The organism is Liquorilactobacillus satsumensis (assembly GCF_964065465.1).
In the GTDB taxonomy this organism is placed as follows: domain Bacteria; phylum Bacillota; class Bacilli; order Lactobacillales; family Lactobacillaceae; genus Liquorilactobacillus; species Liquorilactobacillus satsumensis.
This window is the reverse complement of the sequence record NZ_OZ061606.1, coordinates 2,222,897-2,247,349: the sequence shown is the minus strand read 5'-3', so window position 1 is coordinate 2,247,349 and position 24,453 is coordinate 2,222,897. Positions and strand designations below refer to the sequence as shown.

The window sequence follows — 24,453 nt, the reverse complement described above, 5'->3', positions numbered from 1 at the left end:
TCACTTGTTGCCAGCAAACTTATAAAGGAGAGATCAAGATGGCTTCATATACAAAATATCAAACAAGTAAAGGTAAATTTTGGTGTTTCCAAGTGATAAATTAACGTTTAAGGACGTCTTCGACTTATGGTTTGAGAACTATCAGCTAACGACTAAAGAGTCCACTTGGACCACAACAAAGAGTAATTTTGATAACCACATTTTACCGTTGCTTGGTAACCGCAGAATAATAGATATCACACCGGCTGTTTATCAGCAAAATCGTTAATGCGTGGTTTACCAAACCACTGAAGAACTATAAGCGATTTTTAAATAAACGGAATGTGTAAAGGCGAAGCTCTCGCCCTTACCTGGCCTGATATCAACTTTCAGACTAAGCAACTGACACTACCTAAACAGCTCGTATTTGCATCGCAAAAGAATCAGATGCACAATCCAACAAACCAAGTGTGTGGGCCACTAGGATTACAAAGAGATACGATTTAAAACACACCCCTGTTCATGGGTTTAGACATACTTACGCCACACTAGCAATACAAGGTGGAATGCAGCCTAAAGAACTGCAGATTCAACTTGGCCACAGTGACATTTAAACTACTTTGGATATCTACACCGCGGTCACTGATCAGCAGAAGTCCAAAACGCCGGATAAGTTTACAGCCTTTGTCGCTTTTTAATTCTATGCAACATAAACACGTAAAACTATACTAAACTCTACGAAAATAGAAAAATAAAAAAGCCGGTAAATCAACGTTTTACGAAGATTTACCAACTTTTACGACTAACGAATTGGGCATACTGGACTCGAACCAGTACATTGCGGATTCAGAGTCCGCTGCCTTACCAATTTGGCGAATGCCCAAAAATAAAAAATCAACTATTTAATAGTAGTACCTTTTCAACAAGTTGTCAATGAAAAATTAACGCTATGACTTGTTGTAGGCGCTGTTTCATCTCTTTTCAAAATAAAAGTCCACCTACAAATACGATGGACATTCTCATGAAAAAGATGATATCACCCGTACGGGGATCGAACCCGTAACTCCGCCTTGAGAGGGCGACGTCTTAACCAATTTGACCAACGGGCAAGTACTCTTACTATTATACAGAGGTCCTGGTTATTGTCAAGATAAAATTAACGATTTAACTGCAGATAGACGCAAATTCCAAAAAGCAGCAAACAATAACCCACACACCCGATGATAACCAGATTGAGTAAAGGAATTATTACGAGGCTGCGTGCGCCTATGAAAAACAAGGTCGTAACACTCCATTTTAATAGTTTAATGTACATCGCTCTTAACTTAGGATCCATTTTCTCACCAGCTGTTATTTAGTTACGCTTGAAAGTAAAAGCAAGCTCTGGAATCGCTTTGAAGGTTCGTGCGTAAAACTGCAGTTTAAATACCTCAGGAGTGACCTCAAGCACAGCATACGTTCCACCTATGGAGCTGTATTCTCCGCGCTGAAAGCTGATGCTTCCTGGATTAAGAAACAGACATTTTTTCCGATACTCAGCGCCTAAAAGATGTGTATGTCCAAATAAGACAATTGTAGCCTGTTTGGACGCCGCCAAGAACCCTAAACGCTCCATGCCGTTATTCACACCATATAAATGACCATGTGTCAGCAAGACCCGCTCTGAGCCATATTCCGTCAGGATAAGTTCTTTGAATCGTGGATCATAGTCGCAATTTCCCATCACAACCTGAAAATCTGTGAAAAGCTCATCATCCGGCGCAAGTTCTGAATCTCCACAATGAAACATGCCGTCAACTTTCCCTTGATATTTAGCGCGTAGCTTTTCCAGAATCTCCCGGTCTCCGTGACTATCGCTGACAACTAGAAATCTAATCTTCTTGTTCTTCATTATCTTTTCCACCAATCATCAAATTTTGCATTCAATGCTGCAATTGCTCGTCCACGATGACTGATTTTATTTTTCTCAGCTGGTGTAAGCTGTGCAAAGGTTTTACCAAGCTGTGGCAAATAGAAAAGCGGATCATATCCAAAGCCGTCTTCTCCACGCGGAGCTGTCAGAATTGTGCCTGTAACCTCTCCTGCGACCTTTAATGGTTCCTTATTCACACTTGTGACTACGAGTGAAGAATGAAAGCGTGCTGTCCGCTTCTCTTGAGGCGTATCACGAAGTTCTCTAAGCAACTTAGCATTATTGGCAGCATCATCATGATCACCCGCATAACGTGCGGAATAAATCCCTGGTGCCCCATCAAGCTCATCCACCAGCAGTCCCGAATCATCAGCGAGGACTGTTTCATGCAGCACAGCTGTCAAGGTGCTCGCTTTAAGATACGCATTTTCAGCGAAAGTTTTTCCATTTTCTACAATATTTGGCTTTTCTGTCAAATCATTAAGTGTTTTGACCACAAAACCACGCGGTTCAAAAAAAGATCTAAATTCTCTGGCTTTTCCCTCATTTTTTGTCGCAATTATTATTTTCTGCATCTTTTTCATCCTTTCGCACTGCTGTTAGTTTTAATTATAGCTAGCAAGCCAACTCCTTAGCAACTTTCTTAAGTTTACAAATAACTGTTCGCTTTTTGCAAGTTCAAGGTATAATTAATGTTAGATTGAGGTGAAGGAGAGTCTTCATGGACGCAAATTTTTATCAACAACTAATACAAGACAAAGATACAACCCCTGCTTTTGGATATGAGGTTTTACGTGATGTTCTGCTTCCTGAACTAACAGAAAGCAACCCAACAATTCTCTACTGGGCAGGGAAACGGCTAGCGCGCGAAATCTTTCTTGCGGAAGCCGAAGATCTACCCCTCTTCTTTGAGAAAGCTGGTTGGGGTACGTTGAAGTTGGTTAGTACAAAAAGAGATCAGCAATTATTCGAACTCAGCGGAGCAGTTGTTAAGCTACGTCAGCAAAATGTCCCGCAAGCCGATTTTCTTCTAGAGGCTGGTTTCTTAGCGGAAACGCTGCAGAATCAGATTGGTTTTACAACAGAAGCAATTATAAAGAGCACCGATCAACGCAATGGCATTATTTCGTTTTTAGTCCAACGAGATTCAAAGGATCCTCTCGACCCAGCGATCTTACCCGAAAAAGAACCCTTAAAACTAACCACTGCAGTTGAAAAGTAATCAAATCAGCTTTACACATATAATTTAAATTAGGTTTCATTCAAAAATTGTGCAATTCATTTTTGGGTGAAACCTAATTTGTGCTTATGACATAAGTCAGGCTCTAAGTTTTTACCCAGTCCCATTTGAGTTACCCGCTTCTACTAAAAATAGCGGCCTTTTCCACCATGGAATCAGGTCGCTATTTTTAGTGATTAGATTATTTCAGCTATTTCTAGAAACATGGTATGCGCTTTGTCACACTAACTTTGGTAAAGATTATTCACAAATCGCTACTTTTGCTGCCAAGTTTTTGAATAGAAATAGTTATTAATTTTATATTTTGGAGTTGGCTGTGCTTTAGTTAAAAATGGATTGATATACTGATCAGCAGCTAGCCAGCCACGCCACCCAAGATGAATTGTATCTTGCATGAAATAAGCTTTACCGCCATCTTTAGTCAAATCAACTACATTATGAAAGCCCTGCGAGTTTAATTGATACTTAATTTTTTTCACAAATTGCCGCAACATCGGCATTGAAAGTCCAGTATATTCAGACCAACGCTTATTAACCGGTGGAATTATGAAAAGGACCTTCATATTTTGCTTGGCAAACTGATTCAGCACTAACTGAAAATCTGAAAATTCAACTGAACGCAAATAACTATAATTTGCCTGTTTACCAGCTAACTTCTTATAACTACGCTTTAACCGCTTATTCCAAAAAGTATTGTCGACACCAAAGCTATTATTAGTCGTATGTGTCCTGCCTAAATAATAAGCTGTTTCATCCAATTGCTTAAAGTTATAGGTTGCAGGTAAAATTTTCTCGCTCTTAATAACTGCACTTTCACGATTATTCAAAGTAATCGTTGAAAAGAGCTGGTCTTCACGATCAAGTGCATTCGCCTTCAAGCCCAGATAAATACGTTCAAATTTTGTCAGTGACTGCCCGGCAGCAATTCGAATTGTTGCATTATTTTCAATGCTAGAACGATCTCGCGATAATGCCAATAACCTTTCAGCCGCATATCTATCCATGCTGTTATTTTTGGCCTGCAACAACCATTTAACAATTGCAGGTTTAGGATAATAATAATTAAACATGTCGGGATTGATTCCGCCTTGCACAAACCACTGCGGTGAAATTATGAAAACTGCCTTTTTACCTTCCAGTTTATCATCAATTCCCTGCATCCCCCAGTAATGGACCAATGATTGTGTCCCCGGAGCACCCAGCAAGAAAGGACGATAACTTCTTTTATATTTTTGGGCAAGAACTGATGGATGCAGCGAATCCATCCGCGATAATTCAGATGAACCAAAGAATGGAACATAATTCTTGGAAAAAGCTGCCTTTTTGACTGCCATTCCCCGAAAAACTTTAGGCGATTGCGATAGTGCTGCCCGTTGAATGGTTCCTCGCGAAATATCTTGTACATTGACTGGTGTTAAAAAAAGTGCAACTAGCAGCACTGCAGCCAAAATCACCGGCCCAAAAATCAAGAATAGTTTCTTTGACATCTTCATGTTACATACTTTCTACTTTCGCAATAATTTTATTAGGTGTATCCCATTCGCTGCGCTCAAATTCAGAAACTGGAACTTCAACCCCACATTGGGACTGCAACTCTAACAAGAGTTGTACGGTTGCCATTGAATCTAGCAAGCCTTCATCAAATAAGTTGATATCCAAGTTATCTGCAAGATCTGAACTGCCTGTTAAATCCTCTAAAATTTCAATTACCTTTTCTTTCATGATTAAAACTCCCCTTATCTTAATATAATATTATGGAATAATAGTTTGTCCAAAAAACCTGAAAAAATCAAAAAGCTAAAGCAAACCACGTTAAATGTAATAAAAATTGCTAGTAGCTTCGTGAATCGATTACTTGGAAACTTGTCTTTGTGCTTCTTCTTATAACGTAGCCAGACATCACACAAAATTATCGCTAGAGCATGATACAGGCCATAAACAATGTAGTACCACGTCAAGCCATGCCAAAAACCCATGATCAGAAACAGCGTCAAGTAACCAACATTTGCAATTGCAATTCTATTTTTCATCAGCTTCTTCTTCATTATGAAGAAAACAAGACGCATATAGATGTAATCACGGAACCAAAATGAAAGCGTCATGTGCCAACGATTCCAGAATTCTTTGATATTCACCGCACTGAAAGGACGGTTAAAGTTCATTGGAGTCTCAATTCCCATCAAATAACTAATTCCCACAGCAAAAAGACTGTAGCCGGCAAAATCAAAGAAAAGATCCATCGAATAAACGTACATGTAAGCTACTAACCACCACGAGATTCCCCCGTAGGAAAGTGCCATTTTGCTGACATAAGGCAACATTAAGGTTCCAAAAACATAAGCTAGTAAAAATTTGTACAAAAAGCCTAAGAAAATGTACCACACTGCCTTATCAAGCAACTGCAAATATTTTTGCGGGTTAGGAACTCGTTCGTAATCTGCTTTAAATCTACGATAACGATCGATTGGCCCCGAAGAAATCGTTGGGAAAAAGAGCAAGAATTGTAGTGTCAACCAAGGATCAAACTCTTTAATCGCTCCATCACGGATCTCCATCACCATCTGGACAGCTTTAAAAGTCAAGTAACTAATTCCTAAAAAGCCGATCAAAGATGGATGTCCATAAACAGCTGGTGTCACTTTCACAATCACTAACGGAATGATTGCGAGGATAACAGCACTACAAAAAATCCAAGTCTGATTCTCTCTTTGCCGATAATGAAAATAAGCACCCACTAAAACAACTTCAAAAATAATATAGCCAATGAGCGCAATGCCTTCATGCCACTTAACTCCGCCAAAGGCCAAGAGTAAAAAGGCAAAAGATACGATTGTCTGATACCAATGAAGCTGTTTACCACGCAGCATCGCAATCATGATCGGTAATAATGCAATAACTAGGTAAACAAAATACATTGGATTTTCATAAGGTTGTAAATTAATCATTAATGATTGACCTCGCTAAAGAGGTGCTTCCGATCAACTTTTCCATTTGTTGTAAGCGGTAGTGAATCCACATAAACAAACCGCTGTGGAATCATGTATGGCATTGATAAAGTTGCTAATTGCTCTTTGATAGCTTTGGTTAATTCAAGGTTATTTTTGAATTCATTATGCTTAGCAACTACGAAAGCTACTAATTGAGAGACCTTGTGATCCATTCCGTATTTTGGAACACAAGCAGCCTGCTCTACTAACCCAACTTTGCCAAGATGATAGTCAACCTCTTCTAATTCAATTCTGAAGCCGTGGAGCTTAACTTGAAAGTCAAGACGCCCCTTATAAAGCAGTTGCCCGGCTTCATCAAACTCACCTAAATCACCCGTCCGATAAGCATTTTGCTCGTTAAACTTCACAAAAGCCTGCTTTGTTTTGGCAGGATTATTGAGATATCCCTGAGAAACACTTGGACCATAGATTAAAATTTCACCGGCTGTCCCGGCTGCAACTTCTTGCAAGTTTTCATCAACAACTACAACCTTAGTATCTGCTTTAGGTTTACCGATTGGCAAACGTTCATATTTAGCAAGCAAATCTGCCGTAATTTGAACTTGTGTAACAGCTACGGTTGTCTCTGTAGGTCCATACGTGTTATAAATTGCTGCATGCGGAAAACGCTGCAAAAGTTGTTGTGCAGTCTTATGAGTAAGTTCTTCACCACAAAACAGAAAATGCTGCAATTGCGGATAATGTTCCTCGTCGAAACTTTTTTCCAGCAAACAAATATCCATAAATGATGGTGTCGAAACCCAAACATTGAGCTTAAGCTGCGGCAAGACAGAAAAAAGCTGCCTAAAATCTTCTGTAACTTTCTTAGGAATCACGCTGAGTGTGCCTCCACGTGTCAATGCCGGATATAAATCCATGACAGAAAGGTCAAAGGAATACGGCGGTTGCGACAGAAAAGTACTTTCGTCTTTGATTCCAAAATCGCTTTCCATCCAGGCCAAAAAGCTTTCCAAATTCTGTGCACTAATTTGGACCCCCTTAGGAACACCGGTTGTTCCTGAGGTGAAGATAATATAAAAAACATCTGATCCCTTAACCTGATTTGCAGCAGAAAAACTTACTCTTTCAGAAAAAAGCTGCTTCAACTTTGCTGGGGTTACAACAGGTAAACCAGCAAGTTCAACCGGAAGCTCCTCAACTGCGATACATGCGACAGGCTGCGCAATACGATTAATGGTAACTAAGCGTTCACTTGGCGAATCGCTGTCGATCGGTATGTAAGCATGCCCTGTCTTAACGATTCCCAGAAAAACCGCGATCATTTCAAATTCTTGACCGCCATACACAATAATGGGTGCCTTGTCCGGCAAATCCATGTTAGTGATTGCTGCGGCAACGCTGTCTGAGTAATTTTTTAACTCAAGATACGTATTTTCTTTTCCAAGATAGTTATAAGCTACTCGCTGCGGGTCCCGTTGTGCCCAGCTATCTATTCTTTGAATTACATTCATTTAAGTTGTTCTCTCCCCGATTAAAACTCGTTATAGATAAAGTGCGGTCCATTGATACCACTGTAACTATACAAATAAACCAATATCAGCATGACCACAAAATAAAAAATAGTTTTCAAAACAAATTTGGTTACCTCACTATGTAACAAGCGTGAGCGCCATTGCCCCATCTCTTCACCCCCACGACAATCTAAAACTGAAAACAGCGATCTGCAACAAATGAATCTTTAACATTAAGCAATTAAAACAGTAAATGTAACTACACTAATGTTACACCACAGTAAACCAGTTTTCTGTAAAATTTTTCAAAGATTACTTAAGATTTCATTAAATTGATTCCTTTTGAAGCTATACAACTATTCTATTATAGCAAAAAAGAGGACCTGCAACAGCCCCCAATTAAATGTGTGCCATTTAGTGCTACTTGTCTTTAAATTCGCCTTCAATGATGTCATCATCGTCATTGCGACCGTTGCCGTCTGTTGCTTCCGGCATGACACTTGCCGCGATAAAGTAAACAATTATCCCAATGATCAGTTGTCCTGGGAAAAAGATTAAAATCGCACCAATGATCCGAACAATCGCTTTATCCCATTCAAAATACTCTGCAATTCCTCCGAAAACGCCTGAAACAACTTTATCTTTTGACTTTGTTAACTGCTTTTTTCTTTTCATGAAAATCCTTCCTTTCATTGATCCCTTACTTAACTTCATTATCACCGGAATCGGTGCGTAAAATCAACATATTTGAGTTATTTTGACCTTGTTGCAAGGTACCGCCCTCACTAGTCTTTGAAAAAAGTTGGTTGGTCCCAGCGTTGGTTTCCACACGGATACCCTTTACCTGTGTATCTGCTACTTCATTATCCCCATTCTTATTTTCAATAGTGTAAACCCCAGAAAATTTGTTATGGTTTGCTTCCAGATCACCACTGCTCAATGACAAATTACCTTTAATAAATTGTGAATCAGTGAAAGTCACGTCTCCATCAGTATTGTGGATAATAACATTAGTTAACTGTGAGTCTTTCAGCGTTAAATCACCATTCGTTTGCTGCAGCCTCCCGCTTCCAAATGAAACGTTCTTAAGCACTGCATCTCCATTATTCAAGTAAATCGCTGCCCTTTTAGCCTTAACATTTGCAAGATAAGCGTCTCCCGTGTCGGTAAATGCATTTAGCTGATCCACTGATTGCCCGGAAATTCTAAGATCTCCTGTTTTAGAATTAACGGTCACGTTCCGTAATTGTCTTCCATTAGGGACAGTAATCACAACTTTTTCGTTACGCGCTACTCCAAAATAAAAACCTGAAAAATCACTTGCCTTTGTTTGCCGAACATTTAAAACCCCATTTGTAACCTTCACCGTGGGGGTATTTTTGCTGTCAGCAGTATACATAACACTTGCCTCACTGCCACTTCTAACTTCAACATCCGCTGTGCGCGTTTCCACATAGATCTGTTTAAACTCAACATTTCGTTTAACTACTTTGCCGCTAAACTTAGTGCGGGCACTGACCGGCTGCCACCCCTGAAAAGCAATTATCTGAGCTCCGTGAAACAGATAACCAGCTGCCATCAAAAGCAGTCCCAAACCTAAAATTACCATACCAGAAAGCAATGTCTTTTTCATCCTAATTTGCCCTCCTTCTTTCGTTGAATTTACGATAAAGATAACGAGCAAAATTAGCAACTGCTTGGATTAGAACACGCCCAAACCAAAAGAGACATGGCACGATTAGCAATAAAAGACCTAAACAGGCCATCCCACAGCCTAAATAAAAAATGCCAACATTAAATTCCTGAAATAGTAACACTACTCCACTGTAAAGGAAAAAAGCTGTTAAAAGCAAAATCGCCAACAAAAGACCTGCTCCAACCATAAAAAAAGCTAAAATTAAGAAAATTACAGCTATCAGCACGCCGCCGCCAACACCCACTGCTCCTAATGCAAACGGTGCTGATAATAAGGCAAGTATTATCAACCAGATCATTCTTGAATTAGCGTGCGCTGATTTCACTTTGCTGCCAGTGGTATGCTCATCGTCCCTAATTGAATAATCGGCCATTATTTTACGTGCTAACTGACGAGGAGTCCCCAGCTTCTCTTCAATTGCGGCCCGCTGCTCTAACTGTGCATCACTAAGATATTCAGCATAAAATGCAACTGCATCTTTAACTTCTGCTACTGTTAAGCCTTGCAAGCATGCTTTCAATTCATCTAAATACCTGTCTCTATCCATAGTGTTTTCCCTTTGCCTCCCCCAACAGAATATTATCCAAACTCACTTTATAGTTAACCCACATTTTGCGAATCTGTTCCAAGTGCTGTGTCCCGGCAGGAGCAATCCGGTAATACCGCCGATTCCTCCCTTGAAAGGGTTGGTCATAGGTCGTCAGATAATTATTCTTTTGCAAACGTCTCAAAACAGGATACATAGTAGACTCTGAAATTTCAATTACCGCTTGCATATCTTGTGTTAGTGCGTACCCGTAGTAATCCTTTCTCTCCAGTAAAGCGAGCACCAGTCCGTCCAACAGATCTGCAGAAATTTTGATTTTCATTTTTTTGCCTCCATTGGCTTTTCCTTAAACAATATTATACGTTATATAGTATTATATTGCAATTAATTAACTGCAAAAACTGCTATCATCAACTCACCAATGCTTAAACAGCAAAGTTGGTGACAATCGTATGCCAATGAAAAAGTGCACACAAAAAGAGGATCAGGGCAACCCGCAAGTCTGCTCTGATCCTCTTTAATTAATATTACACTTAGCGTTTTCGCCAACTGTTGCTTACTTCGCAGTTGACTGTTGCAAAGATTCTTTTAAAGATACTGCTTTAATTTAGTTTCAATCTGTTCCTTAGGATGGTAGCCCACCAAAGTATCAACTACCTGCCCATCTTTTTTGATCAACAGTGTTGGAATACTCATAATTCCAAACTCACTTGCAACTTGTTTATTCTCGTCAACATCAACTTTGCTGAAAGAAACAGTATCGCCCATTTCCTCATCAAGTTGCTCAACTACAGGTGATTGCATCCGACATGGACCACACCAAGTTGCCCAAAAGTCTGTCAATGTCACTCCATTACTTGTTTCTGCTGCAAAAGTTGCATCTGTTAATTCTTTAACCACTATTAACGCCCCCTACTTTGCTTTTGTAAGTAAAGCATACCAGAATATTCAAAAAAATCAATCTTCTTGCTTACTTGAAGTATACCACTGTTGCCCCATTACCACCTGCACTCGGTGGAGCAAAGTTAAAACTTTTAACGCTGGAACTTTGTGCTAAATAATCAGTAATGCCCTTTCTAAGAGCACCCGTCCCCTTGCCATGAATAATTGTCACGCTAGGATAGCCAGCAAGAATTGCAGCATCCAAATAACGATCGACCTCTACTAACGCTTCTTCATACCGCTTGCCACGCAGATCAAGCGACGTTGAAACATGTGCTTGAGAACCAGATGACAGTGTAGTTCTAATCTTCTTATTCTTTTCAGGCGCGACCTTAATCTTTTCAAGATCAGTATCATTGACACGCATTTTTAGGATTCCAATCTGGACATCCCATTCATGCTCGGTTGCTTTGCGAATTAAGACACCACGCTGTCCATAGGATTTAACTAAAACATCGTCATTGGGACGAAGCTGTTGTTGTGCTTTGGCATGGCGTAAAACCCGATTTTGCTTTAAATTGGTAGGTTGCCGCAATTGATTCATTCGGGTTTTAGCGTCGATTAATTGATTTTCCTTAACTGATGAGCTAGCATGCAAGCGTAATTGGCGCAACTCTGCGATCAATTCGTCAGATTTGCGAGTTGCTTGCGCTACAATTTCATTTGCCTGTTGCCGTGCTTGCTCCAGTTGCGTATTTTTTTGCTGTAAGAAAGTCTCGTACTTTGCTTCAAGTTCTTGATGCAATTGTTGTGCTTTTGTCAATTCATGGTGCAAGCCCACGGTCTCTTCTTCCGCTTGGTGGCGCTTTTCAACTAAATCTTGAATCATATCATTCAGATCTTGATTTTGTCCTGCAGTTAATTGCCGCGCCTGTGCAATAATTTGAGGCTGTAGCCCCAAGCGCTGCGAAATCTCAAGTGCATTACTCCGCCCAGGAATTCCAATTAGCAACCGATAAGTCGGCCGTAAAGTTTCACTGTCAAATTCCATGCTTGCATTGATTGTCTGCGGACGCTCATAGCCGTATGCCTTAAGTTCTGGATAATGCGTTGTTGCAACCACATAACTGCTTTGAGCTCCAACGTAATCTAAAATTGCGATTGCAAGTGCAGCTCCTTCTTGCGGATCTGTTCCGGCCCCCAATTCGTCAAAGAGAACTAATGAATGTTCATCAATCCTGTCTAAAATCGAGACAATGTTTGTCATATGCGCAGAAAAAGTACTCAGACTCTGTTCAATCGACTGTTCATCACCAATATCAGCAAAGATTTCAGTAAAGATTCCAATCCGACTTTCTTCAAACGCTGGAATGAATAATCCCGACTGTCCCATCAACTGTACCAACCCAAGAGTCTTCAAGGTGATTGTCTTCCCACCTGTATTAGGCCCCGTCACCACAATTGCCTTGTAATCTCGTCCAAGCATAATATCATTTTTAACAGCCTGCTTTTGTAGCAGCAACGGATGCCATACATGTCTGAGATAAACATCATTTTCCGCAGATAACAGCGGCTCCGTAGCATTGAGTGTGCTCGCATACTTAGCTTTGGCGTTAACAAAATCAAAAACTCCCAGAATTCCTGCATTATCTTCAAGCTCTGGTGTATATGGTGCAACCAACTCAGACAATTCCTGCAAAATTCGGGCAATCTCATCTTTTTCACTCAATTGCTGCTGCTTTAATCGATTATTGAGTTCTACAATTTCCCGAGGTTCAATGAACAGTGTCTGCCCGGAAGCACTTTGATCGTGTACAACTCCTCCAAAACGAGTGCGGTACTCCTGCTTGACTGGAATCACATACCGATCATTTCTAATCGTGATAACTGCATCACTCAAATACTTAGCCGAATTGCCATGAATCAGTGTATTTAATTTAGCACGTAACTGATTTTCTGTCGTTGAGATCGCCCGTCGCAGACTCGCTAATAAAGTCGAAGCTTCGTCAGTTACATAACCATCTGCTTCAATCGCACTTAAAAGGCGCTTGTTGACTTCTGGCAAAACTTGCAAACGCGCAGCTACTTCATACAAAGATGCCAGCTTGAGCTCTTCATCATCTAATTTCATAAAGAAAAGACGGACTTCATTTGTAGCACGCAACACTCTGCCGATTGCCGCGAGCTCTTTACCATTGAGCGTTGCCCCAATGTCCAAGCGTTTTAAATACTGTTTAATTTCTAACAGCTTTGGAATTGGAATCTCTCCTTTAAGCCGCAAGATATCTGCACCATCTTTAGTCTGTGCAAGTAAGTTGGCAACATCCGCTCTTTGTGTTTGCGGTTCCATTTTGGTAACTTGCCGCTCCCCCATCGGAGTGGTTACGAATTGGCGCAAATTATTTTTTATCTTATCATACTCTAGAGTCAGCATTGATTTACTGTTCACTGCTCTACCTCCTAAAGGCTGTGTTCTTGTTCCAGTTTATCAAGGATTTGTTGTGATACAACCGGGGTTTTATTTAAAATTACTTGTGCCAATTGTGAATCTTGCACATTTGTTCTGATTGCAGCACTTGGCCATGCTTGTAAAACCAAGAGTCCTGCAAAGATCAGTAAATATACTAAGAACAAGCCCAAAACTCCCCCAGCCAAAGAATTTAATTGCTTAATAACCGGTATTCTGGTTACTAGATTTAAACTCCGAATCAGTCTTCTGATCAGCAAGCCCCCGATAATAATAATCAGCCAGTAAGCAAGCCCATAGTAAAAAGTACTACTCCCCGAGAGAGTTACACCCTTAGTTGCTTGCCATGATGCTCCATTTCCTTCAAAAAGCGCAACTAAGCGTTGAAGCCACTCCCCTACAAGGGCAGAATAATTTGCTGCAAGAATAAAGAGTACCACTAACCCGATCAAATCCAGTAAAGTTAGTACCAGACCCCTTCTTGCACCATTGAAATAAGCTGCGACTAACAATACAACAATAATTATTGAAATAAGCATCTCATTCACCTACTTTTCTTGTCATCAGCGGCTGTTTCGCTTTTCAAACGATCCAGTTCTTCTTGTTTATATATTTGGTCAGAAACTGCATTAATTGCCAATAAAACCGCCGCCCGTTCTTTGCTTAAACCTGGCATCAGTTGTTTGATTTCCTTAAACTGCTGTTCCACTAATTTAACAACGGTTTCCATATGCTGTGTTGAACTATCTCCGATAATAATGTAGTCTTCACCGGCAATATGAGCTTTAAAACGCCGTTTGCCTTCTGACATGCTGGAACCTCCCTAATTCAAAGTTACATAATATAATTCTAGCATAAAAACAAATCTCTTATTACTTCTGAATGAAATCTTACAAAAAAAGAAGTTTACGCTAAGTGCACTGACTGCCACTCAACCCTCAACCTAAAGCGAGGGGACTATGTCAAAACAAATGTTTTGTCACAGCCCCCTCGTTAGAAAACATTCATGTGCCTCTAAACAAGCTACCTATTGCAGATTTTCATCATTTAAAAACGTGTCTAGTACACTTTCGACCATGTCCCACTCTTCATCGCTTTCAATATCATGCAGTTCAGCATCATTGGCCTCACCATTTTCATCTGGGTCAAACGAAAAGGCAAGCACGTCGACTTGTTCCTCTGGCTGTGATCCCGCAGGAATTAAGAGAATATATGATTTACCGTAATCCTCGGATTCAAAGGTAAAAAGGATTTCATATAATGTTTCGTTGCCCTTGTCATCGACAAGTGTAATTAAATTATCTTCTTCACTCATTAAAACTACCTCATTTCTGCGCTAAAATCACTGTCATTTACAATAATGGTCCTTTTCGATCAAGATAATTCTGCAAGATTAACCCAGCTGCAACCTTATCAATAACTTTTTTGCGCTTTTTGCGCGATGTATCTGCCTGTTCTACAAGCATTCGTTCAGCTTCAACAGTTGTTAATCTCTCGTCTTGATAATCAACTGGCAGACCAAATTTTTCTGCCAAAAGCTGACCATAATTTTTAGAAGCCTCTACCCGCGGACCTGAAGTATTATTCATATTCTTAGGAAGCCCAACAACAAAGCCGGTGACTTCATACTGCGACACAAGTTCTGCAACGCGTTCAATTCCAAAAGAATGCTCTTCTTCATTTATCGGAATAATCTCAATTCCTTGTGCCGTCCACCCCAAAAGATCACTAACAGCGACTCCGACCGTTCGAGAACCAACATCCAACCCCATTAGTCGCGTCACTTTTTGTCCTCCTTATTAAGGTAAGAACGTACCAATTCCTCAACAATTTCGTCGCGTTCATGTTTGCGAATCAAGTTACGTGCATCATTTAACCGTGGAATATATGCTGGATCACCAGACATCAGGTAACCAACAATTTGGTTGATCGGGTTATAACCCTTTTCTTCTAAAGCCTGATAGACTGTTACCAAAGTCTCATGGACATCTTTTTGATTTCCATCTTCAAAATCAAAGTACATTGTTTTATCTAACGAACTCATTGCAAGCACCTCCGCATGCATAACAACTCCTGTCCTCATTCTACTAGAGAAAAAAGATTGTCACAATCAAAACACGGTCTTGTAATCATTCCGTAACACAATTGTCAAATCCGCTCTTAAATTTGCTTAATTTCCGCTTATAAAACCAAGTCTTAAATAAGGTGCCACAAATTGCAGGCAGACTGCAGTCCTAGGTGAAAATTATGCGAGGAACCAGTTCAAAAGCTCAATTTTGACCCAATCCCTCGCATAATTTATTTTAACATTTTCAACAAAATTTAATTGCGATCCACTTTAATGATCACTCCAATTAATCCAATTGCTGCATCCAAGTAACAGCAGCCGCAAGTGCAGCGGCAATTCCTTCAGGATTTTTACCACCAGCTTGAGCCAAATCTGGGCGGCCGCCACCACCACCGCCAACTTTAGGCGCAATTGCTTTAATCAACGCGCCAGCTTTAAGTCCAGCTTTCAGAGCCTGCGGTGAAACACCCACAATTAAATTAACTTTATCTTTTGAAACAGCTGTCGCAAGTACCAAAACATCTGATGCTGCTTTAGCCTTCCATTGATCGGCTAATTGACGTAACTGATCCATTCCCGCAACCTTGACCTGAGCTTTAATGAGCGTCCATTTGCCGATTTTTTCATTTTGCGCAAAAATAGCGGCCGCTTGTTGACTAGCAACCTTAGCTTCTAACGTCGAAACCTTTTGCTCAAGCTGCTTGATCTCTTGCTGCAACAATCCCACTCGATGCGGAACTTCTTTTAGTTGTGCAACCTTGAGCCCAGCTGCTGTTTCTTGCAAAAGCTGTGAATGTCCTTCCAAATACTCATAAGCCTCTTTGGAAGTGACTGCTTCAATGCGGCGAACACCAGCACCGACACCGGATTCGGAAACAATTTTAAAGAGCCCTAGATCACCTGTCTGATCAACATGGTTGCCTCCACAAAACTCGGTTGAATAATTACCGATTTTGACAACGCGCACACGCTCACCATATTTTTCTGTGAAAAGTGCAATTGCACCTAATTTTTTAGCTTCTTCAAGGGTTGTCTCAATCGTTTCAACTTTGAGGTTCTGCCAAATCTGTGCATTAACGATTTGTTCAACTTTTGCCAAGTCTGCAGCTGTCACCGAGCCTAAGTTTGTAAAATCAAACCGCAGATAAGTCGGTTCAACTAAAGAACCTGCCTGATGGGTATGACTTCCTAGAACATCACGCAAAGCTTGATCCAGTAGATGAGTTGCAGTATGGTTTTTACGGACCTTGTCATGAAATTCCCGTTCAACTGCCAGTGTATAAGTTTGATCAACCTTCAAGGGTTGCAAAACTTCAACGGTATGCATATTCTGTCCCTTAGGAGCATGCTGCACATCTATCACACGGGCAACAACTTCTCCTTGGGCACTTTTAATCACACCACGATCGGCTACTTGGCCCCCCATCTCAGCATAGAACGGAGTTTTATCAAAGATCAGCAAAGCTGTTCCAGCTTGAACCTCATTTACTAAGTGTTCATCACAAATAATTTCTTTCAGCACACTCTGAGTTGTCAAAGTTTGATAACCAACGTATTCACTCGGAGTTGTGATGTCTGTCAGCAAACCGCTTTGCACGCCCATTGATTTAGCATTGCCACGTGCTTTTCGTGCCCGTTCTTTTTGCTTTTGCATCTCTGCATCAAATTCGTTTTCAGCGACTGTTAAGCCTTGCTCCAGTGCATATTCCTTGGTTAACTCAACGGGGAATCCATAGGTATCATAGAGCTTAAACGCAACTTTCCCTGAAATTTCTTGCAGTTGTTCCTGCTTAGCATCAGCAATCATCTCATTTAACAATTGCAAACCGTCTTTGAGCGTCTCATTAAAGCGATCTTCTTCCATCTTAACAACTTTTGCAATATAATCGGCTTGCTGTAAGACTTCAGGGTAATACGATTCCATAATTTTCCCCACAAGTGGGACTAAACGATACAGAAAAGCTTGCTCTATCCCTAGCTTTTGTCCATGCATTACTGCTCTGCGAATTAAACGCCGAATAACGTAGCCACGTCCTTCATTGGAAGGCAACGCACCATCACCAATCGCAAAGGTGACCGCCCGAATATGATCAGCAATTACTTTAAAGGAAACATCCGTTGCCGCACTGTCGCCGTACTTAGCTTGACCACTGATTTTAGCAGTTTCATTAATTAATGGCAAGAAAAGATCTGTTTCAAAATTAGTGCGTGCATTTTGAAAAACAGAAACGACACGCTCCAAGCCCATCCCCGTATCAATGTTTTTATGTGGTAAAGGTGCATAAGTGCCATCTGGCTTATGGTTAAATTCCGAAAACACAATGTTCCAAATTTCAAGGTAACGTTCATTTTCACCGCCTGGATAACTTTCAGGATCATCCTCTGGCAGATTATTAAACTCTTGTCCACGATCATAAAAGATCTCAGAATCTGGTCCGCTTGGGCCTTCACCAATATCCCAGAAGTTATCGTCAACTTCATAAATATGATCCTGAGGTACTTGCGCCACTTCATGCCAAATGCGTTTTGCTTCTGTATCTTTGGGATAAACTGTTACATAAAGACGCGTTGGGTCCATCGCAAACCATTGAGGACTGGTCAGCAATTCCCATGCCCATGTGATTGCTTCTTCTTTGAAATAATCTCCGACTGAAAAGTTACCCAACATCTCAAAAAGTGTGTGATGGCGCGCAGTATGTCCGACATTCTCAATATCATTGGTTCTAATACTCTTTTGAGAACTTGTAATTCTAGGATTTTTTGGAACGACAGACCCATCAAAGAATTTCTTCATTGTCGCGACCCCAGAATTAATCCAAAGCAAAGTTGGATCATCATGTGGAACTAATGAGGCACTGGGCATGACCGTGTGTCCCTTACTCTTAAAAAAGTCTAAGTACATTTTTCTAATCTGAGCACTGCTTAGTTTTTCCATCGTAATTCCCTTCTTCTCCTCAGGCAACAAAAACACCGTTGCTAGTAAGGACGCTGAACGCGCGGTACCACCTTACTTGCAACGATGTTGTCGTTTACCTCTTTAATCTCAATAACGCTGAGTCACGTTTTTATAAAACAACAGGGAGCATCTCAAACTCCAAAATAAGTTCTTTCACCAACCGAACTTTCTCTTTTTATTCTGTGAGTCAAGATATATCCTATCTTTTAAATTCCTCTAAGATTATAGTCAAACTTTCAGTAAATGTCAATCGCACTACTTAGATCCACGCCGTTGTGCACGCTTTTCCTGTCTCTTTGCAATCTTACGCTCTTGTTGTTCCTTTGTTTTAATTGCACGTTTGATCTTATTGCGATAGCCCGGTTTCCTTTTTTTACGTTCTTTCTTGACTAAGCCAACTAGTCCCACATCCAGACGATCTTTCTTCAATCTTCTTTTCTGTCGTCGGTCACGATCATACGAATCAACCAATTCATCATTTTTTAGAGCCTTAGGTTTAAATTTCACACCCAACTGTTCAAGTTCTGTAATCTGGCGATCATCGTTTGGCTCATACAAAGTTATCGCAATGCCTTTCATCCCATTCCGGCCAGTTCGTCCGACACGGTGAATAAAGAATTCGGGATCTTCTGGCAGCTGATCATTAATGACATGTGAGATCCCTTCAATATCAATTCCCCGCGCAGCTAAATCAGTTGCCACCACAAATTGATACTCAAGATTCTGAACTTCGCGCATAATTCGTTTACGTTGACGTGGCAATATTCCACCATGGATCTTAGCAACCTTCAGCCCCTGAGAACGCAGATAATCAGTTAATTCATCAGCACGTGTTTTTGTATTTGTAAAAATCATTGCCAAATATGGCTGTCCCAACGTTAAAAGCTTTAGAATTAAGCCGTTGCGATCTTTTCCTTTGGTCGATAGTAACCAATTGTCAATTGTCGGACTGATCACCGTTTGACTCTTAATTTCTTCGATCACTGGTGCTTGCATGTATTTTCTTAAAAAAGGTTTCAATTTTTCTGGAATTGTCGCTGAAAAGACGAGCATCTGCAAGTCCTGTGGCAAAGCCGATGCAATTGCATCAACCTCTTTTAAAAATCCAAGATCCAAAGTCATATCAGCTTCATCAACGACTAGCGCATGCGCTTTATGAATATCCAGTGCTTGTTCATTCATTAAATCCAGCACTCGCCCTGGTGTCCCAATTACAATTTGCGGTTGTCTGTGTTGGAGTTTTTCAATTTGGCGTTTTTTATCAGTTCCACCAATATAATGCGCCAAACTAAGAGGTTCAGGACTCTGCTCTGTGATTTGACGAGCTGCATCATAGATCTGATAAGCCAGCTCTCGACTAGGTGTTGTAATTACAACCTGAACTTCGTGCAGCTGTGGATTGACTTCATTCAAAAGCGGGAGCAAAAAAGTATGTGTTTTACCACTACCTGTTTGGGATTGCCCCACCACACTCCTGCCTTCCATAATAACCGGAATCAATTTTTCTTGCACTTCTGTAGGTTGCTTAAAATTAATTTTTTTCAAGGCTTCATTAATAAATGGTTTGAAGCCGAATTTTTGAAACGTTTCAGTCATTTTTTTCTCCTGTATAAGCAGTTGCAATTGCATCCAGCTTCTTAATATACGCGGGAATCCCTTTTTCATCCTGCATAAAGGCCCCACTAGCAAGCGGATGTCCGCCGCCGCCATACTCTTTGGCTAATTCATTGATGACCGGTCCCTTTGAACGAATTCGCAAGCGGAAGGTCCCATCCTTTTGCTGAACAAAAATTGTCCAACATTTTACACCAATTACCTTACCAATTAAAGGAACAATTGGGGCAGTACTTGCATCCTTCAACTCAAATTTATGCATGAGTTCATTGCTTAAAACAATATAAGCCGCGCCGTTTTCAGTCAACTGCAGATTTTCATACACGTACGCTGCCAAACGGGCAACTGGAAGTGCGATACTGTCTAAGCGTCGATTGATGTGAGCAACATCAAAATGATGTTCAGTCAGTTGTGCCGCAACTCTGAAAGTATGCGGAGTAGTCGCATCATACATAAAACGGCCTGTATCTCCAACAATTCCAGCATAAAGCATCCGAGCAGCCTCATCCGGCAAAGTGAGTTGTTCAACTCCATTTACTAAATCCACAATCATCTCAGAGCAACTGGAAGCATGGTCATTTACCCAACAAATTTCACCATAAGGATCCTCATTAGGATGATGATCAATCTTAATCAGATATTTTCCGTTCAAATAACGTTGATCGTCCACGCGAGGTTGATTTGCAGTATCAGTAACAATTACAAGTGCATCCTTATAAACTTCATCTGCAATTTTTTCAGGCTCTGCAATCCAAGCCAATCCATGCACATTTTCTCCCACTTGGTAAACCTTTTTTTGCGGGAAATTCGCACGTAGAATCGTTGCCAATCCACATTGTGAACCATATGCGTCCGGATCAGGTCGTTGGTGACGGTGAATAATGATTGTCTCAAATTCCTGAATCTTTGCAAATATATCTTCCTGTATCGACATTCTAAATCTCCTTAAAGTTCGAACGTTTGTCCAATTTTGACGTTTAGTCCCACATTCTCAGCAAGTCCTTGAATAAATTTTTGCGGGTCCTGCTTAATTTGGGGAAAAGTATTGTAGTGGATCGGTAAAACACGCCGCGCCTTTACAAATGAAGCAGCTAATTGGGCGTCTGCAATCCCCATCGTGAAGTAATCACCGATCGGTAAAAACGCCAGATCAACCCCTTGACCTTGATTTATAAGCTGCATGTCGGAAAACAATGCTGTATCACCGGCATCATAAAGAACCCTACCTTCAATGTGCAGTTCAAAACCGGCTGCATTCCCTAAAGAAAGCGTTCCTGTGCTGGTTTGTGCCAATGTGGCTGTATGCCATGCCGGCACAAGTTTGAAGGCCAGGCCTGCTTCTTTGAAAGAGCCGCCAAAATTGATTCCAGCTGTAGGTACTCCTTGTTGCGCAAAGTACTTTGCAAGTTCAACGATTGCAATCACCTTTGCACCACTTTGTCTGGCAATCTCAAGCGTATCGCCAACATGATCATGATGTGCATGTGTCAACAAGATGTAATCAGGATGACAGTCGGTGATTTTTAAATCAGTCAGCGGGTTATCTTTAATAAAAGGATCAATTAGGATATTTTTCCCAGAATTTGTAATGATTTCAATAACGGAATGACCGTGCCAAGTTATTTTCATTTTTCCACCCCATTTTCATTTCAACTCTAAGTATACCGATAAAAGGTCTGAATTACAAAGCGCCTAGCTCCCCCATAACGGCAACTCAATATTTTCGTACTGAAGCGCAGTTAAATTGGTCATTGTAAGTCCTAAAAGACGAACATCAATCTCATCACCTTGCAATTCATCGAAAAGCTGTTGCCCATAAAAGGTAAGTGTCTTGCTGTCATTTTTAAAGAAAGAATCCGCCGTCATTCTTTTAGTGATGGTTTTAAAATCACTGGTGCGCAACTTCAATACCAATGACTTACCATGCAGTTGCCGCTTGTTAAGCCCTTGTTCCAGTTTGATACTCAAAAAAGAGAGTACCTCCTCGACTTCTTGGCTGCTTTTCAACGGCTGCGCAAAGGTGCGCTCGTTTCCAAGCGACTTGCGTTCACGCTGCCACTCCACGGGACGCTCATCGATGCCACGAGCCCGCCTGTAAAAAACCGCACCCATTTTTCCAAAATGTGCAATTAGATCTCTTTCATTTTGACGTAAAAGGTCTGCTCCTGTATAAATCTTTAATGAGTGCATTTTAAGAGCCGTCTTTTTGCCTACCCCACGGAATTTTTCAATCGGCAGCGGCGCTAAAAAGGCAGCCACATCTTCTTGCCGGACTAAAGTAACCCCTACTGGTTTATGAAAATCAGAGGCCATCTTTGCCAGGAATTTATTATAAGAAATCCCTGTTGAACAGGTTAAATGTGTCTTGTCAAAAATCTCTTGTTGCAACCTTTTTGCAAGTAACAGCGCTGAAAAACTCTCTTTTTTATTGTGCGTCACATCCAAGTAAGCTTCATCAAAAGCAATCGGTTCGATTTTATCAGTATATTCATGAAAAATCGCATGAATTTGAGCAGAAACCCGGCGATACTTTTCAAAGTTAGGCCGTACAAAGACCGCTGTTGGACAAAGTTGCAGTGCTTTTTGGGCACTCATTGCCGAGTGAACTCCAAAACTGCGCGCTTTATAGTTTGCAGTTGCCACGACTCCTTTGCCGCCATTATGGCGTGGATCTTTTGCAATCACGAGCGGTCGTGTACGCCAATTAGGATGATCACGCATCTCAATTGAGGCGTAAAACGCATCCATATCCACATGAATTATTTTGCGCGCTTTCTTCACACCGCTGCTCCTCTCACTTTTTCTGAACACTTGTTCGCTTTATAATATAACATAATTAAGCAGAACTCTCCAGTCAAAAAAGAGTGTGACAACTAGTGTTCAGACTTTGTGAGCTAGGTATTAGCTCACGTAACAGCCGGGGCTTTGGCTGTAAGTTAGCAAGAGCTAGCTGCAAAAGTTTGCTAGTTGGAACACGTCAAAAAAGAGTGTGACAACTAGTGTTCAGACTTTGTGAGCTAGGTATTAGCCAGACTTTGGCTGTAAGTTAGCAAGAGCGAGCTCAATCCCGCAAAAAAACAGCGACTCCTCCAAGATGGTATAGAGTCCCTGCTAGTGTGTGTTTCTCATCAGAAAATATTTTTAAAAAGCATATTTCAACCACTTAGTTTAGTGTTCCTGACCAGTATAAAACCATTTATGTCCATCACGTGCTAATAACTTGTCGGCTGCTACCGGTCCCATTGAACCACATGGATACTCTTCCAGCGCATAATCATGCTGATCCCAAGCAGTTCGAATCGCGTCAACAAATTTCCAAGAGTATGCCACCTCTTCCCAATGAGTAAAGTTAGTTGCATCCCCTGCAAGTGCATCTGCAAAAAGCTTTTCATAAGCCTCAGGAAAAACCTGTTTCCCATTGGAAGTTGGGAAAAAGTCAAGATGGCTCTTTTTAAGTGTAAATCCTTGTCCCACCTGTTTAACATTAATCTGCAAAAAAATTTTTCCCTCAGGTTCAATATTAATTGTTAACACATTTTGTCCTAACGGTTGCGGTGCAAAAATGTTTGTCGGCATCGTTTTGAATGCAATGTCGATTCGTGATCTTTTTTGGCTAAGTCGTTTACCGGTTCTAACATATATTGGAACACCTGAAAAGTTTTCATTATCTACAAATAATTTTCCAGCAACAAAAGTCTCGGTTGCAGAGTCACTTGCGATTTTTTCCTCTTCCCGATATCCCCGCTGCCCATTAGCTGCAGTATATTGTGCGCGAATAAAATTTGCTTGCACTTGCGCAGGTGTATATTTCTTCAGTGATTTTAATGCATAAATCTTCTCGCGCCGAATGTCCTCTTCAGAATAAGAAGCTGGCATGTTCATCGTCAGCAAAGCGACAATCTGTAAAATATGATTTTGCACCATATCGCGCAAAGCTCCCGCCGTTTCGTAATAACCAGCACGTTCTTCAACGCCAAGTGCCTCACTAAGTGTAATCTGAATATTGTCAATGTAGCGATTATTCCAAAGTGCACGGAAAAGATTATTCCCAAAACGAACAGCCAGAATGTTTTGGACCATCTCTTTGCCCAAATAGTGGTCAATTCTGAAGACATCCTTTTCAGGAAAATAACGTCCGATCGCATCATTAAGTTCTGTTGCACTCGCAAAGTCTCGTCCAAACGGTTTTTCAACAATAACTCGATTATAGCCCTCTGTTGTCACAATCTTTTGCGATTTGAGGTGCTCTGCAATTGTGCCAAAGAAACGCGGAGACATTGCTAAATAGAACATGCGATTGCCACCAATTTCATATTTTCGATCCAACTTATCAGCTAAATTTCGCAAAGTAATGTAATGCTCAGTATCGTTCACATTATGTGATTGATAATAAAAATGACTTGCAAATTGCGTAGCATCTTCCGCAAGAGCATCTTCACTGTTGATCGCATCAGTTACAACCTTTTGAAAGTACTCATCAGTCCAAGGACGCCGTGCAGTCCCAATCACTGCAAAGTTTTCATTCAAAAAACCTTTGCGATATAAATTAAATAGTGAGGGATACAGTTTTCGTTTTGCAAGGTCCCCTGTTCCTCCAAAAATAATAAAGAGCGCTCTTTGTTCTGTTCCCATA

Annotated in this window: 27 protein-coding genes and 2 tRNA genes; 3 read left to right on the top strand and 26 right to left on the bottom strand. The window is 40.8% G+C overall.

Features of this window, described 5'->3' with window-relative positions; all coding sequences use genetic code 11:
• Nucleotides 1-82: 82 nt before the first annotated feature.
• Both AB3Y88_RS10525 and AB3Y88_RS10520 read left to right on the top strand, forming a co-directional pair.
• Nucleotides 83-268 (top strand): hypothetical protein, encoded by a 186-nt coding sequence (locus AB3Y88_RS10525; protein WP_228888530.1) that lies wholly within the window; start codon nt 83-85, stop codon nt 266-268.
• A 181-nt stretch (nt 269-449) separates the two neighbouring features.
• On the top strand, nt 450-593 hold the full coding sequence (locus tag AB3Y88_RS10520; RefSeq protein WP_228888519.1) for a tyrosine-type recombinase/integrase: 144 nt from the start codon (nt 450-452) through the stop codon (nt 591-593).
• 196 nt (nt 594-789) lie between these two features.
• On the opposite strand, the gene AB3Y88_RS10515 is transcribed toward AB3Y88_RS10520, so the two are convergent.
• The 4 genes from AB3Y88_RS10515 to AB3Y88_RS10500 all read right to left on the bottom strand — a co-directional run bounded on the left by AB3Y88_RS10515 (nt 790) and on the right by AB3Y88_RS10500 (nt 2,466).
• A tRNA-Gln gene (locus AB3Y88_RS10515) sits at nt 790-862 on the bottom strand.
• A gap of 153 nt (nt 863-1,015) precedes the next feature.
• Nucleotides 1,016-1,088, bottom strand: a tRNA-Glu gene (locus tag AB3Y88_RS10510).
• A 245-nt stretch (nt 1,089-1,333) separates the two neighbouring features.
• Nucleotides 1,334-1,870 (bottom strand): metallophosphoesterase, encoded by a 537-nt coding sequence (locus AB3Y88_RS10505; RefSeq protein ID WP_367293432.1) that lies wholly within the window; start codon nt 1,868-1,870, stop codon nt 1,334-1,336.
• Nucleotides 1,870-2,466: an XTP/dITP diphosphatase gene (locus AB3Y88_RS10500; RefSeq protein ID WP_056961247.1), complete on the bottom strand. Its 597-nt coding sequence runs from the start codon at nt 2,464-2,466 to the stop codon at nt 1,870-1,872. The genes AB3Y88_RS10505 and AB3Y88_RS10500 overlap by 1 nt, the downstream gene beginning before the upstream one ends.
• Before the next feature lie 146 nt (nt 2,467-2,612).
• On the opposite strand from AB3Y88_RS10500, the gene AB3Y88_RS10495 reads away from it, so the two are divergent.
• Nucleotides 2,613-3,113 (top strand): YslB family protein, encoded by a 501-nt coding sequence (locus AB3Y88_RS10495; protein ID WP_228888513.1) that lies wholly within the window; start codon nt 2,613-2,615, stop codon nt 3,111-3,113.
• Nucleotides 3,114-3,385: 272 nt separating this feature from the next.
• On the opposite strand, the gene dltD is transcribed toward AB3Y88_RS10495, so the two are convergent.
• From dltD to zwf, 22 genes are all read right to left on the bottom strand, one after another.
• Nucleotides 3,386-4,624, bottom strand: a complete 1,239-nt coding sequence (dltD, locus tag AB3Y88_RS10490; RefSeq protein ID WP_056961249.1) for a D-alanyl-lipoteichoic acid biosynthesis protein DltD — start codon at nt 4,622-4,624, stop codon at nt 3,386-3,388.
• A 1-nt stretch (nt 4,625) separates the two neighbouring features.
• Nucleotides 4,626-4,853, bottom strand: a complete 228-nt coding sequence (gene dltC, locus AB3Y88_RS10485) for a D-alanine--poly(phosphoribitol) ligase subunit DltC (protein ID WP_056961250.1) — start codon at nt 4,851-4,853, stop codon at nt 4,626-4,628.
• Between the two features lie 14 nt (nt 4,854-4,867).
• Nucleotides 4,868-6,076 carry a D-alanyl-lipoteichoic acid biosynthesis protein DltB gene (gene dltB / locus AB3Y88_RS10480; RefSeq protein ID WP_056961252.1) on the bottom strand — a complete coding sequence of 403 codons (1,209 nt, stop codon included), beginning with the start codon at nt 6,074-6,076 and terminating at the stop codon, nt 4,868-4,870.
• Nucleotides 6,076-7,590, bottom strand: coding sequence for a D-alanine--poly(phosphoribitol) ligase subunit DltA (gene dltA / locus AB3Y88_RS10475; RefSeq protein ID WP_056961253.1), 1,515 nt, complete (start codon nt 7,588-7,590; stop codon nt 6,076-6,078). Before dltA ends, dltB begins: the two co-directional genes overlap by 1 nt.
• A 20-nt stretch (nt 7,591-7,610) precedes the next feature.
• Nucleotides 7,611-7,760 (bottom strand): teichoic acid D-Ala incorporation-associated protein DltX, encoded by a 150-nt coding sequence (locus AB3Y88_RS10470; protein ID WP_082610504.1) that lies wholly within the window; start codon nt 7,758-7,760, stop codon nt 7,611-7,613.
• Nucleotides 7,761-8,010: 250 nt separating this feature from the next.
• Nucleotides 8,011-8,265, bottom strand: a complete 255-nt coding sequence (locus tag AB3Y88_RS10465) for a PspC domain-containing protein (protein ID WP_054755959.1) — start codon at nt 8,263-8,265, stop codon at nt 8,011-8,013.
• A 25-nt stretch (nt 8,266-8,290) separates the two neighbouring features.
• On the bottom strand, nt 8,291-9,223 hold the full coding sequence (locus AB3Y88_RS10460; protein WP_228888508.1) for a DUF4097 family beta strand repeat-containing protein: 933 nt from the start codon (nt 9,221-9,223) through the stop codon (nt 8,291-8,293).
• Nucleotide 9,224: 1 nt separating this feature from the next.
• The gene (locus AB3Y88_RS10455) at nt 9,225-9,833 is read right to left on the bottom strand and encodes a DUF1700 domain-containing protein (protein ID WP_228888505.1); all 609 of its coding nucleotides are present in this window, start codon (nt 9,831-9,833) and stop codon (nt 9,225-9,227) included.
• Nucleotides 9,826-10,155: a PadR family transcriptional regulator gene (locus AB3Y88_RS10450; protein WP_056961258.1), complete on the bottom strand. Its 330-nt coding sequence runs from the start codon at nt 10,153-10,155 to the stop codon at nt 9,826-9,828. The genes AB3Y88_RS10455 and AB3Y88_RS10450 overlap by 8 nt, the downstream gene beginning before the upstream one ends.
• Before the next feature lie 266 nt (nt 10,156-10,421).
• Nucleotides 10,422-10,733: a thioredoxin gene (gene trxA, locus AB3Y88_RS10445; protein ID WP_228888503.1), complete on the bottom strand. Its 312-nt coding sequence runs from the start codon at nt 10,731-10,733 to the stop codon at nt 10,422-10,424.
• A 70-nt stretch (nt 10,734-10,803) separates the two neighbouring features.
• On the bottom strand, nt 10,804-13,164 hold the full coding sequence (locus AB3Y88_RS10440; RefSeq protein WP_228888500.1) for an endonuclease MutS2: 2,361 nt from the start codon (nt 13,162-13,164) through the stop codon (nt 10,804-10,806).
• A gap of 11 nt (nt 13,165-13,175) precedes the next feature.
• On the bottom strand, nt 13,176-13,721 hold the full coding sequence (locus tag AB3Y88_RS10435; protein WP_056961262.1) for a CvpA family protein: 546 nt from the start codon (nt 13,719-13,721) through the stop codon (nt 13,176-13,178).
• A gap of 5 nt (nt 13,722-13,726) precedes the next feature.
• Nucleotides 13,727-13,993, bottom strand: coding sequence for a cell division protein ZapA (gene zapA, locus AB3Y88_RS10430; RefSeq protein ID WP_054755949.1), 267 nt, complete (start codon nt 13,991-13,993; stop codon nt 13,727-13,729).
• A 216-nt stretch (nt 13,994-14,209) separates the two neighbouring features.
• Nucleotides 14,210-14,497 carry a DUF1292 domain-containing protein gene (locus AB3Y88_RS10425; RefSeq protein ID WP_054755947.1) on the bottom strand — a complete coding sequence of 96 codons (288 nt, stop codon included), beginning with the start codon at nt 14,495-14,497 and terminating at the stop codon, nt 14,210-14,212.
• A gap of 37 nt (nt 14,498-14,534) precedes the next feature.
• Nucleotides 14,535-14,966, bottom strand: coding sequence for a Holliday junction resolvase RuvX (gene ruvX / locus AB3Y88_RS10420; RefSeq protein ID WP_054755945.1), 432 nt, complete (start codon nt 14,964-14,966; stop codon nt 14,535-14,537).
• Complete coding sequence (locus tag AB3Y88_RS10415; protein WP_056961364.1) at nt 14,963-15,226, bottom strand: IreB family regulatory phosphoprotein; 264 nt, start codon at nt 15,224-15,226, stop codon at nt 14,963-14,965. The genes ruvX and AB3Y88_RS10415 overlap by 4 nt, the downstream gene beginning before the upstream one ends.
• A 310-nt stretch (nt 15,227-15,536) precedes the next feature.
• On the bottom strand, nt 15,537-18,185 hold the full coding sequence (gene alaS / locus AB3Y88_RS10410) for an alanine--tRNA ligase (protein WP_228888496.1): 2,649 nt from the start codon (nt 18,183-18,185) through the stop codon (nt 15,537-15,539).
• Nucleotides 18,186-18,461: 276 nt separating this feature from the next.
• The gene (locus tag AB3Y88_RS10405; RefSeq protein WP_056961265.1) at nt 18,462-19,802 is read right to left on the bottom strand and encodes a DEAD/DEAH box helicase; all 1,341 of its coding nucleotides are present in this window, start codon (nt 19,800-19,802) and stop codon (nt 18,462-18,464) included.
• Entirely contained in the window at nt 19,795-20,754 is a 960-nt protein-coding gene (locus tag AB3Y88_RS10400; protein WP_056961267.1) for a bifunctional oligoribonuclease/PAP phosphatase NrnA, read from the bottom strand. The genes AB3Y88_RS10405 and AB3Y88_RS10400 overlap by 8 nt, the downstream gene beginning before the upstream one ends.
• 11 nt (nt 20,755-20,765) lie before the next feature.
• Complete coding sequence (locus AB3Y88_RS10395; protein ID WP_228888494.1) at nt 20,766-21,449, bottom strand: metal-dependent hydrolase; 684 nt, start codon at nt 21,447-21,449, stop codon at nt 20,766-20,768.
• Nucleotides 21,450-21,512: 63 nt separating this feature from the next.
• A complete protein-coding gene (gene dinB / locus AB3Y88_RS10390) occupies nt 21,513-22,601 on the bottom strand; it encodes a DNA polymerase IV (protein WP_056961271.1) in 1,089 nt (362 codons plus the stop codon).
• Between the two features lie 387 nt (nt 22,602-22,988).
• The gene (gene zwf, locus AB3Y88_RS10385) at nt 22,989-24,452 is read right to left on the bottom strand and encodes a glucose-6-phosphate dehydrogenase (protein WP_056961273.1); all 1,464 of its coding nucleotides are present in this window, start codon (nt 24,450-24,452) and stop codon (nt 22,989-22,991) included.
• Between the last annotated feature and the right edge of the window lies 1 nt (nt 24,453).